This is a genomic window from Streptacidiphilus melanogenes (assembly GCF_000787835.1).
Taxonomy (GTDB): Bacteria; Actinomycetota; Actinomycetes; order Streptomycetales; family Streptomycetaceae; genus Streptacidiphilus; species Streptacidiphilus melanogenes.
Window position 1 is genome coordinate 60,743 of record NZ_BBPP01000031.1, and the last position, 15,932, is coordinate 76,674.

At 69.4% G+C, this 15,932-nt stretch carries 9 protein-coding genes; 6 read left to right on the forward strand and 3 right to left on the reverse strand.

What is annotated here, in order from left to right:
- Positions 1-1,452, forward strand: a 1,452-nt coding sequence (locus tag TR49_RS27350; protein ID WP_201776230.1) for a glycosyltransferase family 2 protein, incomplete at its 5' end; no start/stop codon positions are given.
- Here the strand turns inward: TR49_RS27350 and TR49_RS27355 are convergent.
- Both TR49_RS27355 and TR49_RS27360 read right to left on the reverse strand, forming a co-directional pair.
- Entirely contained in the window at positions 1,435-5,571 is a 4,137-nt protein-coding gene (locus TR49_RS27355) for an amino acid adenylation domain-containing protein (protein ID WP_052434683.1), read from the reverse strand. The two genes, TR49_RS27350 and TR49_RS27355, sit on opposite strands and share 18 nt — an antisense overlap.
- 18 nt (positions 5,572-5,589) lie before the next feature.
- Positions 5,590-8,736 carry an EAL domain-containing protein gene (locus TR49_RS27360; RefSeq protein ID WP_160311645.1) on the reverse strand — a complete coding sequence of 1,049 codons (3,147 nt, stop codon included), beginning with the start codon at positions 8,734-8,736 and terminating at the stop codon, positions 5,590-5,592.
- A gap of 1,019 nt (positions 8,737-9,755) precedes the next feature.
- Between TR49_RS27360 and TR49_RS27365 the strand changes: the two genes are divergently transcribed.
- The 3 genes from TR49_RS27365 (at position 9,756) to TR49_RS27375 (ending at position 12,536) form a co-directional block, all read left to right on the forward strand.
- The gene (locus TR49_RS27365; RefSeq protein ID WP_042386511.1) at positions 9,756-10,418 is read left to right on the forward strand and encodes a DUF11 domain-containing protein; all 663 of its coding nucleotides are present in this window, start codon (positions 9,756-9,758) and stop codon (positions 10,416-10,418) included.
- 475 nt (positions 10,419-10,893) lie between these two features.
- Positions 10,894-11,865, forward strand: coding sequence for a hypothetical protein (locus tag TR49_RS40385; protein WP_052434685.1), 972 nt, complete (start codon positions 10,894-10,896; stop codon positions 11,863-11,865).
- 119 nt (positions 11,866-11,984) lie between these two features.
- Positions 11,985-12,536 (forward strand): hypothetical protein, encoded by a 552-nt coding sequence (locus TR49_RS27375; RefSeq protein WP_042386512.1) that lies wholly within the window; start codon positions 11,985-11,987, stop codon positions 12,534-12,536.
- A 387-nt stretch (positions 12,537-12,923) separates the two neighbouring features.
- Here the strand turns inward: TR49_RS27375 and TR49_RS27380 are convergent, their stop codons facing one another.
- Positions 12,924-13,505 carry a TetR/AcrR family transcriptional regulator gene (locus tag TR49_RS27380; protein WP_152627485.1) on the reverse strand — a complete coding sequence of 194 codons (582 nt, stop codon included), beginning with the start codon at positions 13,503-13,505 and terminating at the stop codon, positions 12,924-12,926.
- Positions 13,506-13,598: 93 nt separating this feature from the next.
- Between TR49_RS27380 and TR49_RS27385 the strand changes: the two genes are divergently transcribed.
- Both TR49_RS27385 and TR49_RS27390 read left to right on the forward strand, forming a co-directional pair.
- A complete protein-coding gene (locus tag TR49_RS27385; protein WP_042386514.1) occupies positions 13,599-14,429 on the forward strand; it encodes an oxidoreductase in 831 nt (276 codons plus the stop codon).
- Positions 14,430-14,819: 390 nt separating this feature from the next.
- Positions 14,820-15,647 (forward strand): SAM-dependent methyltransferase, encoded by an 828-nt coding sequence (locus tag TR49_RS27390; RefSeq protein WP_042386542.1) that lies wholly within the window; start codon positions 14,820-14,822, stop codon positions 15,645-15,647.
- The last annotated feature ends 285 nt before the right edge of the window (positions 15,648-15,932 follow it).

Consider the following 15,932-nt stretch of genomic DNA (forward strand, 5'->3'; position numbering starts at 1 on the left):
GTCCTGGTCCTGTTCATCCGGGTGTGCGACTCCGTCGTCCTCGGATACTTCCTGGCCATCAACACCGCCTACCTCATCCTGGTCCTGATCGCAGCTGGCGACTTCGTGCGGCACCTGCGCCGGGCGCCGTTCTCCGGCTACGACGACATCGCAGCAAGCCCGTTCACCCCGCCCATCTCGCTGATCGTGCCCGCGCACAACGAAGAAGCCAGCATCGTCCCCGCCGTCGAGGCGATGCTCCTGCTTCGCTACCCCTCCTTCGAGGTGATCGTCGTCGACGACGGTTCGACGGACGCCACCTTGGAGCGCCTGCGCGAGGCGTTCGACCTGATCGAGGTGCCGCACGTGGTACCCGGTGAGGTGGCCGTGCGAGGCGAGGTGGAGTCGGTCCATCTGCCCAGTGGTGGCGCCGTCTCACTGCTGGTCGCCCGCAAGCGCAACGGCGGCAAGGCGGACGCTCTCAACCTCGGCATCGATCTGGCTCGCTACCCGTTGTTGTGCATGGTCGACGCGGACTCGATCCTCGACCCGCAGGCGCTGCTGGCCATCGCCAAACCTTTCGCCGACGACCCGCTGCACGTGGTGGCCGCAGGCGGGGTCGTCGGCGTCGCCAACGGCTGCACCGTGCTTGCGGGACGCATCGCGCAGGTCCGGATGCCGGACGGTCTGCTCGCCAGGATCCAGACGGTCGAGTACCTGCGCGCGTTCCTGCTCGGCCGCACGGGCTGGTCACGGCTCGGCGGGCTGCTGGTGATCGCTGGGGCCTTCGGGCTCTTTCGCAGGGATGCCGTGGTCGCGATCGGCGGCATGGATCCGGACTGCCTGGGGGAGGACGCGGAGCTGGTCGTCCGCCTCCACCGGCACCAGCGCGAGCAGGGCCGTGATTACCGGATCGTGTTCGTCGGCGAGCCGATCTCGTGGAGCGAGGCGCCGGAGACGGCGCGGATGCTCGGACGGCAGCGGCGACGCTGGCACCGCGGGCTGACCGAAATCCTGCTCAAACACCGCAGGCTGATCGGCAACCGCCGCTACGGCCGTGTCGGCGTGATGGCGCTCCCGTTCTACGTGGTGTTCGAGCTGCTGGCACCTGTCGTCGAACTCTCCGGTCTCGTCCTTGTGCCGCTCGGACTCCTGCTGGGGGCCGTCGACGTGGCCTTCCTATGGCGGTTCCTGCTCGTCGCTTACGGATACGCCGTCGTGGTGAGCCTGGCTGCCCTGGTGGCCGAGGAGTACGCGTTCCACCGCTACCCACGGTGGCGCGATCTTGGTGGCGCGGTCGTCGGGGCGTTCGCCGAGAACCTCGGCTACCGGCAGTACACGGCCTGGTGGCGGGTCCGCGGCATGTGGGACGCGCTGCGGGGCGCCCCACAGGTCTGGGGCGCCATGACCCGGCGCGGCTTCGGCACAGCGGACGACGAGCGCCCTGATGGCACGTCAGGCGAACGAGCCTGAGGTCAACCGCGCCGCCTCCTCTTCCGCTGCCGGTAGCGGCGGCAGAAGGCTGTCGCGCTCGCGGAGCAGAGCGAGGTAGCGGGTCCGGGGCAGCAGCACGGCCCCCATCGCGCGCGCGTGTCTGCTGTCCCATTGGGCGTCCAGCACCGCCCCATCGACCTGGGCGAACCGCCGGGCCAGGTCCGCCACCGCGACCTGCGCGGCCCCGACCTGACGGCCGAACATCGAGTCCATGCTGAACACCTGGCCGATCCGGATGCCGAACACGCCGCCGATCAGCTGTTCGCCGTCCCACACTTCGACACTGTGCGCCCGGCCCATCTCATGCAGCCGGACCAGGCTGCGTACGAGATCATCTGTCAGCCACAGCGGATCCCGCCCGGAGCGGCATTCGCGAACGACTGCCTTGAAGTCCCGGTTCGTGGTCGTCGTCCATTCCAGGCGGTTGCGCAGACGCCGCGCGAGCCTGTGGCTGAGGTGCACCTGACCGGGATACAGAACCGGCCGCGGATCGGGCGAATACCAGGCAACCGCCCAGGGATCGCCCGTGCGGGGGCCGACGAACCGGATCCTGCCCGCCGCCACCCCCTCGGCGGAGCTCGACTGGTGCAGGGCACGCGCGTCGTCGTCGGGGGCGGGCATGGGGAAGGCCCCGGCTTCGTAGCCCGCCAGCAACTGGTCAGGACCGATGTCGCCTCCGAACGCGACCGGCCCCTGTTTGGCGGACTGCGACAGATCGAGGTCGGCCCAGCCGACGTTCCCGCGCCCGCGCAGGGAGCCTCGCGGCGGCGGCAGGTAGCCGTCCGACTGGAGGAACCGCACGTAGGTGTCCAGCATGTGAAGGTCAACGGGTGGGATCTCGATGGCGCTGTCCAGCAGGGCCCGTTCGGCGTTCGCCCGGGTGAATGCCGGGAAGACACCCTCGAGGTACATCTCGCTCACCGTGAGGTCGGCCCGGTTGCAGCGGTCCACGAACAGGGGCACGAACGGAGTCAGGGGGTGAGTGGGGTGGCCCGCCGCGAACTGGATGAGGTCGCGGACCCATGCGCCGTAGGGGACCAGCTCGACCGGGTAGCCGTGGAGCCGCAGGCAGTCGGCAAGCGAGCTGATCAGCGCAGGCCGGGGGTTGGTCAGGTGGTAGACCCTTCCGCGAGCCGGGCGGGTGGTGGAGATGTGACCGACCGCCCTGGCGAAGACGTCGGCGGGAAGGAAGTCCAAAGGCAGGCCGACCGCCGGACACTGGCCGGTGTCGGCGATGAACCTGATCAGCGCGCAGATTTCGGTACTGGTGTTGAGAACGCCGGTGTCGAGTGATCCGGTGATGTCCTGGAGCCGGTACACCGTCACCGGGACGCCTTCCTCGGCGGCCTGCCGCAGCATGGCCTCGGCCACCCATTTGGTCTCGACGTAGCCGACCGACAGGTAGTCGGCGTAGTCCAGTGGGGTCTCCTCGCTGACCGTCCGGATCCCAGCCGCTCCGAAGCCGGCCATGACGGCCAGACTGGACGCGTAGTGCAGTGGTACGGACCGCGGCGCGGCCAGACGGACCAACTCGCGGACGGAGTCCACGTTGGCGCCCCGAAGGTCCTGGTAGGGGTAGATGAAGTTGACCAGTCCGCCCAGGTGGTAGACCAGATCGACGGTGTTCCCGAGCTCGGCGAAGACCTCCAGGGGCAGCCCGAGCCTCGGCCTGCTCAGATCGCCGGGCACCAGCAAGATCCTTTGGTTGCGCAGGACAGCGGGCAGGTCGCGGCGCAGGAACCGCTGGTGTGCCGCGCGGACGCGCTCCCACGCCTGTTCCCCATCCGCGGCGCGGACCAGGCAGTGCACGCGTGCCCGGGTGTGCTCCAGCAGATAGGCCAGCATGTGGGAGCCGCATAGGCCCGTCGCCCCGGTCAGCAGCACGTGCCCCGGATGCTGCCACACCGGCGCAGCGGCCGCGGCGTGTTCCCAGCTGAGCAGCAGCTGCGCTTCGGCGGCGAAGTCGGTGTCCACGTGTTCCGTTTGAGCCAGTGTGCCGGCGCGGGCCTGGCGCGCGTGTTCGGCGAAAGCCGAAAGGGTCGAGTGATGAAGGAGGGCGCGGGCCAGTTCGCGGACCTGATCGATGCCGATGCCGAACATGACCCTGGCGCGGGCCAGCATCTCCATGGCCAGCAGCGAGTTCCCGCCGAGTTCGAAGAAGTCGTCCTCGGCCCTGATCCGCGGCACGTCCAAGATCCGTTCCCACAACTGCGCCATGCCGGCCTGCAGGGAGGCAGCCGGCGGCGCTGCTCCTTCCTCGACCGGGACCACGACCGGCTGAGCCTGGGGCATGGCCTTGCGGTCGATCTTGCCGTTGGGCGTCAGCGGCATGTCGGACAGCGGGGCCAGGACGCGGGGAACCATGTAGGCGGGCAGGAGTTCGGCCAGGGCGGCACGCAGCCGTTCCGGGGATGAGTCCTGCGGTGCCGTGCCGGCGCCGCACCTGGTGTAGAAGGCGGCCAGTTCCAGCTCCTGGCCCTGAGGGCCGGGGCGTGCGGTCACCACCGCCTGGGCCACACCCGGCTGGGAGCGCAGCACGCTCTCCACCTCTGCCGGGTCCACCCTGAAGCCGCGGATCTTGACCTGCTCGTCGACCCGGCCGAGGATCTCCAGGTTCCCGTCCGTGCGCCAGCGCCCCGTGTCGCCGGTGCGGTACATCCGCGCCCCTGGGACTTTCGCGTACGGGTCCGGCAGGAACTGCAGGGCAGTCAGGCCGGGCTGATCCCAGATGCCTTCCGCCAGGTGAGTCCCGCCGATCCAGACCTCCCCGCGCTCGCCCGGCGCGACGGGGCGCAGTCGCGGGTCGAGCACGTGCACGTGGGCGCCTGGTAGCGCCTGACCCACCGGCGCAGGCGCACTGCCGGGTGAGGACAGCAGCTGCTCGTTGAGCTCGCAAACGGTGGAGGTGATGACGGTCTCGGTCAGCCCGTAGGCGTTGACGAGCCGGGTGCCGGGGAAGTGCCGCAGCCAGGCGTGGCAGTCCTTCGCGTGGACGGTCTCGCCGCCCAGGATGACCAGGCGCACCGTGGACAGGCGCTCTTGGCCCGGGCCCAACAGGTCCAGTAGCCGGCGCCAGTAGGCGGGGGTGAGGTCGACGACCGTGACGCCGAGCTCGGGGACACCCTGCAGGAGGTCGGTGGGGGCCCACACCTGTGGGCCCGTCAGGACTGTCGCGGCGCCGTTGATGAGCGGCGCGAAGAGTTGCTCGAGCGAGGTGTCGAAACCCAGGGCGGCCAGGTGCAGCACCCGGTCCCCGGGAGCCAGGTCGTAGAAGTCGCCTGCGGCGGACAGGGCCCCTGCCCAGGCGTGGTGGGTGATCGCGACCCCTTTGGGCGGGCCCGTCGATCCGGAGGTGAAGATGACGTAGGCGACAGCGGCAGGATCCGGGTCCTGCGGCTGCCCGTCCGGCTCATCTGCAGGGTCGGCCAGCAGGTCCTCAACCGCCAGGACGCGGGGCGCTCCCGCAGCCCCGGCGCCGGGCTCGGAGCTCTTCGCGGCATCCGGAGACGACACGCCGAACAGGGGGCTGTACTGGTGGCTCGTCAGCACGTGTGTCGCTTCGACCTCGGCGGTGAGGCCGGTCAGGCGCCGTGCCGGAGCGGCGGGGTCCAGGGGGAGGAAGGCGGCACCAGTGCGCTGCACGGCCAGGAGCGAGACGACCAGTTCGGGCACGCGACCCAGGCACACCGCCACCACCGCTCCTGGTTCAACGCCGCGTTCACGCAGCCGGCAAGCCAGTGAGTCGGCGCTGTCGTCCAGTGCGCGGTAGGGCAGCTCACCGCCTTCCCACAACACGGCGGGAGCGTTCGGGCTGGACTGCGCGAGCGACCGGACTCGCGCGGAGACCGTCGCCGGCGGCGCGCCTGGTCCGATCGACGATTGCCGGCCGCCGACCGTGGGACGGCGGCCAAGCCGCCACTGCGCCGTCTTGCCGTCCAGGGCGGCGGCGGCCTCGGCAGCCGACGCGGCGGCCTCGCCGACCTGCCGCCAGCCTTCGGGCACCGGCAGGTACGAAGGCCACACGGCGTGGTGATCCTGGTCGTTGCGCAGCAGGAGCCAGGACTCGGGACGCTCGTCCGGGATCTGTTCTTCCGCCACCTTGAGCCTCCAGCCCGCCTACCACGTGCCGTGGGTTGCGATCCCGGCTGACTCGGCCAGCAGGAACGACTGCGCTGCCTCCGAGTCCAGTGGCCGGGCGAAGAGGTAGCCCTGACCGAGAGGGCAGCCCATCGAGATCAGCAGGTCCCTTTGTGTGGTGTTCTCCACTCCCTCGGCGATGACCTTCATGCCGAGTGTGTCGGCGAGATGGGTGATCCCCTCGACCAGGGCGTACTGCTGGGGCGAGTGGCCGAGTTCGTCGATGAACGACTTGTCGATCTTCAGTATCGAGATCGGGAACTCCCTCAGGTAGCTGAGCGAGGAGTAGCCCGTGCCGAAGTCGTCGATCGCGATCCGGATGCCCATCTCCGTCAGGGCCTGCATCTCGGCCAGGACCCGCTCGTCCCGTCCCAGCAAAAGGCCCTCGGTCAGCTCCAGCACCAGCCGGGACGGGTCGACGCCGGAGCGGTCCAAGGACCACTGCATCACCTCCAGGAAGCTGCGGTCCCGGAATTGACGTGGCGAGACGTTCACACTCACGTACGGCAGTCCGGTGCTGGTGCCGTCGGCCAGTGCGACCGCGCGCTCGGCCAGCATCGAGTGCCACGCCACAGCCTCCTTGGACGCCTGTACCAGGACCCAGCTGCCCAGTGGCACGATCTGCCCGCTCTCCTCGGCGAGCGGGATGAACTGTTCTGGCATCACCATGCCGCGGGTGGAGTGAGGCCACCGCAGCAGCGCCTCGAAGCCCGAGACCCGTCCGGTGCCGAGCTCGACGATGGGTTGGTAGACGACCTTGAACGACTCGACCTGCGCGCGGTCCAGGCTCTCTTGCAGGGCGTGCCGTTCCACCATGCCGCTCTGCAGCGCAGGGTGGTACCGACGCCACTGCCGCTTGCCGGCCGTCTTCGCCTCGTACAGGGCCAGGTCCGCGTGGGCCAGCAGCTCCACCGCGTCGAAGCTGTCCTCCGTCGTGGCGATGCCCACGCTTGCATAGACGCTCACCATTCCCACGCTGAGCCGGAAGGGCTCGGCGAAGACCTCGAGGACGTGGTCCGCGAAGGTCTCCACATCCTCGGGCGTCATCGGGTCCTCGACGAGAAGGGCGAACTCGTCACCGCCGATGCGTGCCGCGGTGTCCGAGGCACGGACGCTGGTCGACAGCCGTAGCGACAGGGCGACCAGAAGCTCGTCGCCGACGGCGTGGCCCTGCACGTCGTTGACCACCTTGAAGTCGTCCACGTCGACGAACAGCACGCCGACGACCTTTCCCGCACGCTGGCTCTGCGTCAGCGCGTGGGAGATGCGCTCCTGGAACAGCACCCGGTTGGCCAAACCGGTCAGCGGATCGTGAAAGGCCCGGTGGGTCAGCTCCCGCTCGAGCTTGCGCTGCTCGGTCACGTCGCGCAGGGTCAGCACGAGCCCTGCGACGGTGGGGTCCTGGCGCAGATCGCTGCACCGGACCTCGACCTCGATGGTCGTCCGGTCGGCACGCAGCATCCGCCAGTGCTCACGGCGTCCCTGGAAGTCACGCTCCCGCATCTGGTCCAAGGTGCGGACAACTGCGCGGCTTTCCTGCGGCGGGACCAGCTCCGTGAGGCGGGATCCGACCAGCGTGGTCGAGCCCAGGAGCTGGTCGGCGGAGGGGCTCGCATACCGGATGCGGTCGTCGTCGAGGATGAGGATCACGTCCGACGCATTTTGAACCAGCGTTCTGAAGTAGGCCTCGCTGTTGCGCTTGCTGACCTCATGGCTGAGCAGGATGCGTTGCAGTGCCTGGGAGGCCTGGGTGGCCAGGGTCACGAGGCTGTCGTGGAGCACCGTCAGCTCGCGTTCGTCGCCGATGACCAGGAGCACACCGACGACAGGGTCCTTCGCGTCCGCCTTCAGCAGCGCGATCGGGCACACCAGCGCGCTGCGCCGGGGCTTGATCCATTCGAGCAGCGGCTTGGGCAGGCGCTCGGCGTTCAGTTGGCGTGGGCGGCCGTCGCCGACCAGTGCGCACAGTGCGGGGGCCGCCTGGGGCACGGCCGTCTCGAGTTCGCTTCGCGTCGCCCAGGCCGCCCAGGCGCCGCTCTCGTTGCTGATGGTGAACACCGCTTCCGGGCCGGAGCCACCCAGCAGTGCGGTGGTGGCAGCGTGGACCGCCGCGCAGATGTCGCTCAGGGAGTCCGCCTGACCGAGTTGGGCCGTAGCGGCACGCAGTACCTGTTCCCTGGTGACCGCCTGACGGTGGGTGGCTGCCACGCCCGAGAGCCGGTAGAGCACCAGGAGGAACAAGATCGCGGAGAAGGCCCCGATCACGCCGGCGTTCCTGGTGTCCCCACGGGCGGCGGCCAGCAGCAGCATGCCGGGTGCGATCAGCGAGGCGAGGGTGAGCAGGCTCAGCCGTCCCCGTCCGGTCTCCGGTTTCGCTGGGACGGGCTGGGTCAGTGTCACCATCGACGGGTGCAGCGCGGCCGCGCCCCAGGCGGCGTAGAAGACCGCCCAGCCCAGGTCGACGATGGTGCCGGTCCGCCAGGTGCCGTACAGCTGTATGAGCGCGTAGGCGATGTCGGAGGCGAGCAAACCCAGCGTGCCAATGGTGAGGAGCACCACCGAGGCGCTCTTGCCGCCGCGCGGGGCCAGCAGACGCAGCAGCATCGCGAGCACAAGGATGTCGCCCAACGGGTAGGCGATGGTGATGGCCTTCTGCAGCCACGACAGTCCGGCGGTGTGCGCGTAGGGGACGATCACGTAGATCCAGCACAGCAGAGCCAGCCCGACAGTCAGCGTGAGCGCGTCGATGAAGCTGGCGCGGTCTCGGCGTGCCGAGCGCCATCGGACGAAGCCGAGCAGTCCGGCCGCGTAGAAGATGTACGTCGCCAGGTAGAAGCCGTCCGCCGTCGAGGGAAACGGGTCCTCGTGCAGGAATTGGATGAGCACGATCTGGGCGGACTGCCCGGCCGCGAAGCTCAGGTTCGCCGCCGCGAGAAAGAGCCACGGCAGCCGCCCGGCGGGCCGGTTGACGGCGACGCCGACGAGTATGGCCGACACACTGCTCAGGCCGATGGCCACGAAAATCAGCCGCTGACTGGAGAAGGCGTAGTAGAGGCAGGTGAGCAGGGTCACCAGGACACCGAAACCGGCCAGCAAACAAGGATGGGACCGCCGTTGAGAACTCACGACCGCCACCTTCCCGGCCCCCTCGGCAGGCCAGAGGCCGACGAGAACGTCGCGGCGCAGCGGGGGCCGGCGCAGCCGCATGCAGACGGGTACGCGACTTCCGTAACCTGTCTCCCACTCCTTCGCAGTCCTTGGCTCGGCCCGGAACAACGCTATACCTGCCGACTTTGACGTGCATTTGCTGAGCGCAGCCCAGGCTTCACTCGGCTCTTCCAGCGCCTTCGCGCCCGGCAGTCAGGCGCAGTCGCAGAAGATTTCGCGGTCAATCAACCGGGGAGAGGTGAGCGGGCGACGGCCGTATTCATCGAGCCGGGTAGCCCGGATGCCGACCTGGCTCGTGCACGGCGGCGACGTCCAACGCGGCATTTGGCCGCCTGTGCCCGGTGCAGGACCGCGAAGCCGGGGCAACGATCCTGGCGGTGTCGTGAGCGGCTGTCGCCACGTCATCCACAACGGCACCCGCCCGAGCGGGTTCGATGGCCAACTCCCTTTCGGGGGTGCGGTCAAGGCACAGGGGCGGGCCTCGTCGCCCGGCAGGCGGTCCCAGGTCCTCGTGCCGCCCGCCCGCAGGGAGCCGCGACCTCTCCCGCGGCCTTCGGAGGGGACCGGATCGCCGCCGGCTGTCTGCGCCGGGTCCCTCGTTCGGGGCTGATCGCCGCAGGTGACGCGAGTATCGGGGGCTGCTGGCGAGGCGGGACATCAGGTGGTGATCCCCATATGCTCCGCTGCAACGGAGCGTAGCTATTCGATTGCGTAGTGCTACTGGCCTGCGCGGCCGCGCTCGAGACGAAGAAGGAGGGATTGGCATGCGCAGTCCGCGCATAGCGGCAGTGGTGGCAGCGGGCGTTGGGGTCCTCGGTATGGGCGCGCCGGCTTCGGCATTGGCCCAGGGGCACACCACTGGAGCGTCGGAGGGAGTCAACGTCGCCCTCGCGCCCGGTCACGAGCGGCCGCTCGCGAACGTCCTCGGCGCGGTCGAGAGGTCGCAGCCGCGACCGACTCGCGCAGGCCAGATCGGCATGGCCAAGCCGAACGCGAACCTGAGGCAGGCGGTGGTCCCCGGGCTCGACCTGTCCGTCGGCAAGTCCCACATCGGGCCTTTCCGACAGGGCCAGCACAACGCCACCTACATGATCACGGTGAGCAACCTCGGTTCCGTCCCGGCCTTCGGGCTGTTCTCGGTCACCGACTCCCTTCCCCCGTCGATGACCGCCACCTCGATCAGCGGCGTGGGCTGGGACTGCACACTGGCCACGCTCACCTGCGACCGGGCCCCGGGGCCGCTGCTTTCGGCCACGGACTTTCCCACGATCTACCTGACCGTGAACGTGGCGGACGACGCTCCCGGGTTCGCCACCAACACCGCGACGCTGACCGCCAGCGTGAACGGACGCCCCCCGATCGTCACCACGGTGACGGACCCGACCCGGATCCTGTCCGGAAACGAGGATCGGGATCCCGGCAAGGGCGGCCGCGTGGACGTCAAGATCGACAACCACAACAGCAGCGCCGCGCTGAACCTCAACCACACCTCGGCCCATGCTGGAGCCCACCAGGGCCAGGGCCAGGGCCAGGGTCAGAGTCAGAGCACGAGCGTGAAGACCAAGGTCAACACCAAGTTGCACGCGCACAACAGTGTGGTCGTCGGCAAGTCCCGGCACCACCGCCACCACCACGGCTGACGCAACAAGGCTGACACCCAACGGGGATTGAAGCCCAGGTCCCGCTTCCGGCACGGAGGCGGGACCTGGCACATTCCCGAGACGGAGCCGGATGTCCGAGGCCATGTAGGCGCCGTGAGCGGACCCTTGTGCCCTGCGTGGTTGGCCACGCAGGGCACGACGCTGTGCGGTACCAGTCCCGCCTTGGACGGGTGCCTGGGCCGGCGGCACACTGGCAGCGCCGTGATTACCCACCGGTGCCCGGGGGGCGCCCGCGACCTTCGGGCCGGGCGGGGAATGCCGAGCCGGCCCGTCAAGGCCACGCTGGCTGTCCAGCGGTGACCCGACCCATGGTCTTTGTCGCCGACGATGCGAGGCTCAGGGTTCATTTGAGCCACACCGGGTGCCGTGCTTTCTCCTTTCCCACTGATACCGGCATGAACCGGCAGGAGTTGGGTCATGTCTTCAGGGTGCCGCGGCAACGGGGAGGGAACCTGTGATCACTGCGAATGCTGTTGGCGGGGCGCTCCGTGTGGGCGCCCCCGGACAATGGTTCCTGCTTCCCGATGCGGTTCGGGCGGATGTCGAGGCGGTGACCGGCGCCCGGGTGATCGGCGCTGACCACCTGGGCGGTTGCGGCTCACCAGGAGCGGTCCGACTACGTTTCGCTTCCGGGGCCCGCAGGCTCCTCAAGACCATTCCCCTCGACCACGTCCTGTTTCCGCGCTACAGGGCGGAGGCCGAGCACACTCGGGCGCTGCTGTCTGCGGGTTTGCCGGTGCCCAGGCTGCGTGTCGCCTGGCAGGCGGGTGGCTGGTGGCTGATGGCGTTCGACGACGTGAGCGGTGCCCGGCATCCGGATCTGTCTCCCGGGTCACCGGACATCCGACGCGCTCTGGGGCTGTTGGACCGGCTCTTCGCCACGCCCACTGCCACGCTGCGGCCGCGTGCGCGCGGCTTCGTTCCAGCTGTGGGCGAGGCGCTGTGCCGCTGGCGGCAGTTGGCCGAGCGCGGTGCCGATCTGGAGCCTTGGGCAGCCAGGAACCTGGACCGGCTCGTTGCGACTGAGCGGTTCTGGATCCACTATGGCGACGGCTCGACGCTGCTGCACGCGGATCTGGGCACGGACACCATGCTCCTGGCCGACAGACAAGGCGGTGACGTCGCGTTGGACTGGGCCTACCTGCACCGAGGCGCCGCCTGGATCGACCCAGCTCTGTTCGTGCCGCATCTCATCCTGGCCGGGCACACACCCGCGCAGGCGGAGGCTCTCATGGATGGTTCGGCTGCCGCGTGGGCGGACGCGCCTGCGGAGGCGATCACCTTCTTCGCCATCGCGCTCACCGGCTACTGGGAGCACTCCTGCCGTCTTCCCTTCCTGCCGCAGGCACCTGACTTGCGGCTCTACCAGTCGCGGATGGCCGGTATCGGCCGCGCCTGGATCAGGCATCGCACCGACTGGACCTGATCCCTCGCGTCCCTTCCGGTGCAGGTGTTGCCGCGGCCGTGGTGGGTTCGGTGAGCGGGGGTGGGGAAATTGCTGCAAAGTCTGGCCGGTCGTGTGCGCCCGATTACACACTGGATCGCATGACCAACACCCTGGCCTTACGCAGTGCACTGCGGGCGGAGACCGTGCGTGGCGCTGCGGCCGTGCAGGTGGTGCCCTTGCTGCGCGCCTCGCTGGACCCTGCGTCACTTCGGGCCGACAGCCTCGAGGACTCTCCGGCAGGGCGCATCATCGCCCAGGTGCTCTATAGGGATGTGGACGCCGAGACGTTCGACGGCACGGCTCACCTGGCCGCGGGGGTGGTCCTGGTGCTGTCATGGCTGGTGCCGGCACTGGCGGCGCGAACGGGGGCAGGCAATCCGAAGGGACTGGCCGGTGAACTGGCCGCGCAGTCGCGGTGCGGCAGGGGTGGCCAGTACGTTGCCGACGTGTTGGACCGACTCTTTGACGGCAGCGCGGGGGCACCAGTGCTGCGAAAACTTCTCGCAGACGATCAGGAGACGCTGCTGGAGGTGGTTGCCAGGCTCGCCGAGGTTGCTGCGTTGCAGGCGCGAGCGGTGGCATTCAGTGACGGTACCGACCTGGAGGCGGTCCTGGCGCAGATCGAGGACGGTCTGCGAGACCACCCGTGATGGTGTGACCTGACCATCGGTGACCGTGTCCTGTCGTAGAGCGTGCTGTCGGCGGTCTGGGGGTGTCGAACGACAGACCCGCCCGGGCTGCCCTCACCGCTGCCAGGTCGCACCTGTCCGTCCCAGGGAATCGACGGTTGCACACCAGACCCCAGCCGGTTGCCGACGATCTTGAACCCGGCAAGCACCACCCGGGCAGACCTGGCAGGCGGAAGGTGCCGGCCAGCGGTCCTCCCGTGAGCGCACCGCCGATGCGAACGGGGCAGGCCATATGGCTTTGTTCATGAGTTGCGACAGCGGATGTACGCGACTTTGAACAGCACCGTCGAACCGCCGCGTTCGATCTTCACGAGAAGCGACAGCGCCGCCTGACGCCGCGCCGGGGACTCAGCGTCGGCTGTCTGTCGGCCGAGCTGTGGCGGTCAGCCCGGGGGTGACCAGGGCGAGCCAACGGGCCCGAGCTGCGGGCGGTTGTTCGGTGGGGGCGGTGGAGAACAACAGGTAGATGTCGCCGACGGTGACGTCGGGGTGGATATCGCCGTCGGCCTGGCCCGCTCGGATGAGTGCGGCGACGGCGGCGCTGCCCCGGTCCTCGTCGACGCGATCGCCCGGCTCCGCGCCCAGCGTCTGCGCGGCCGCCTTCACGGCGCGGTCGGTAACGGACTGCTCGATGACCCGGCCGAGGAAGGTGGTCAGCTCCTCCGCGGCCCGGGCTCCGGCAGTGACGCGGGCAAGGACGGCTTCGGCGTCGTCTGCGACGCGCGCGACGGACTCGGCGACGACGGCGGCGACCAGGTCCGTCTTGGTGGGGAAGTGCCGGTACAGGGTGCCCACGGCCACGCCGGCCGCGGCGGCGATCTCGTCCATGCCGACCTCGGGGCCGTGCTGGGTGATCTGCTTCCCGGCGGCGGTCAGGATCTTCCTTCGATTGCGCACCGCGTCGGCGCGCGGCGCCCTGGCCTGGGTCACGGGACTCGCCTGCCCTTCCACTTGCATCAAGATGAACCGCGGTTCAGGATAGATGGTGAACCACAGTTCATCTTACATGTGAGGACTCCCGCCATGCCCGCCAAGACCGCCCTTGTCACCGGTGCCTCCTCCGGCATCGGCGAGGCCACCGCCCTGAAGCTCCACGAGCTCGGCTACACCGTCTACGGGGCCGCCCGCCGCACCGACCGCCTGGCCAAGCTCGCCGACCGCGGCATCCGCCCGCTGGCCATGGACGTCACCGACGACGCCTCGATGCAGACCGGCATCGAGGCGATCGTTGCCGAGACCGGCCGGATCGACGTGCTGGCCAACATCGCCGGCTACGGCTCCTACGGCGCCCTCGAAGACGTCCCCCTGGACGAGGCTCGCCGCCAGTTCGAGGTCAACGTCTTCGGCGCGGTCCGCCTGACCCAGCTCGTGCTGCCCCACATGCGAGTCCAGCGCTCCGGCACCGTCGTCAACGTCACCTCGATGGGCGGCAAGATCTACACCCCGCTCGGCGGCTGGTACCACGGCACCAAGTTCGCCCTGGAAGCGCTCAGCGACTGCCTGCGCCTGGAAGCCAAGCCCTTCGGCATCGACGTCGTCGTCGTCGAGCCGGGCGGCATCGCCACCGAATGGGGCGCCATCGCCGCCGCCAAACTGGAGAAGTCCTCAGCCGACGGCGCCTACGCCACCCAGGCCGCCGCCGTGGCCTCCTCCCTGCGCTCCGAGGCCAACGCGAAGCGCAACTCCCCGCCCAGCGTCATCGCCGACGCCATCGGCAAGGCCGTCACCACCCACCGCCCCAAGACCCGCTACGCCACCGGCTTCGGCGCCCGTCCCCTCATCGCCCTGCGCCGGATCCTGCCCGACCGCGCCTTCGACACGGTCATCTCCCGCGCCGTCGGCCTGCCGCGCTGACCATCCGGGAAACAATCGGGGACCTGCAGGGCGCTGTCGAATCTCGTGAACTGTTCGATGGCCCTCGCCGCTCGGGTGCCTCCCAAACTCGTCAACAAGTGCTGTCGCAAATTGTGAACGCAGCCAGCCATACGAGCCGGGCCGTTCCAGGGGATCGCCACGCCCACGACGGCGAGAACGACAGCCCAGCGGCGGCGCGACCTGCCGCGTTGGACTTCGCCGGTTCCTTCCATATAAGGGAGCCGGTGCTGGCCCTCTCGTGCGCCAAGCGCCTGACAGTCACATCGCTATGGGGAATCTGCGTGAGCAGCGGTGGGCCGACGCCATGCAGGACGCTGGAGGGATGTGCGCTTGTCGGCAGGGTCCTTGAGGAGGGTGCTCGTGGATGAGATGCCTGGTCCGCTTCCGTCGGAAGTGGACCTGTCGCAGCCCAATATCGCTCGGATGTGGGACTACCTCCTCGGCGGGCGCGTGAACGTCGAGGCGGACCGGGAGGCCGCCCGCAGGCTCATGAAGTCGATGCCTGAGCTGCCGGGCGTGCTACGTGCCAATCGGGCGTTCGCGGCCAGGGCGGTCCGTCTGCTGGCCAAGGCGGGCATCCGTCAATTCCTCGACCTAGGTTCCGGTCTGGCCACCGTCCACCCGGCCCATGAGGTCGTGGGGGAGGGGGATGCGGAGGCACGGGTGCTGTACGTCGACAACGATCCCGTCGTGGCGGCACACAACAAACTCCTGGTCCCGACACGGACCTGCGCAGTGCTGCGGGCGGACCTGCGTGACACCGCGGCTGTGCTGGAGTCGCCGCAAGCGCAGCGCCTCTTCGACCTGAACCAGCCGGTCGCGGTCCTGCTGATCGCAGTCCTGGACTCCCTTCCCCATGCAGACCGGCCCGCTGACATCGTGGCGCGCTATCGAGACGCCCTCGTCGCCGGCAGCTGCGTGGCGCTCACTCATGCCGTGGGAACCCAACCGCACACGAGCACGATCCAGGCCGCGCGGGCCTACGCGAAGCACGTCGCCCCGGTCCATCTGCGCACCCGTAGCGAGATCGCGGGGTTCTTGAATGGCTGGGACGTGCTGTACCCAGGGCTCGTGCCCACCCCCGATTGGCGCCCCGGACCAGCTGTGGCCGACCATGAGGCCACCTGGTTGAGCGGCCTGGCGGCAGTGGCGTGGAAGCCCCCGCAGCTGGCCGCGAACCGCTCCGCACCCGGCTGAGCCTCACAGCCTCCTAGGATGCCTCTCCACGAGCGGGAGGCGCCTCGAAGCCGCTGCCGCGCCGTGGCGGACCCGCGAGATCGACAGGTGACGCCGGACCGGCTGGCTCCCATTCCGGCCGACACGATGCGATCACCCAAGCAGAGGAAGCCTCTCGACGCTGAGCCATGTCGCGCCCCCATGCGGTCCGGAGACCGGTGGCCCTGGCCTTGCAGGCTCCCACCCGGCCGGAGGCCGAAGGGTGTCGTCCAGCCAGCGGTGGGCCCGGTTCGGGCCCCCACCGCG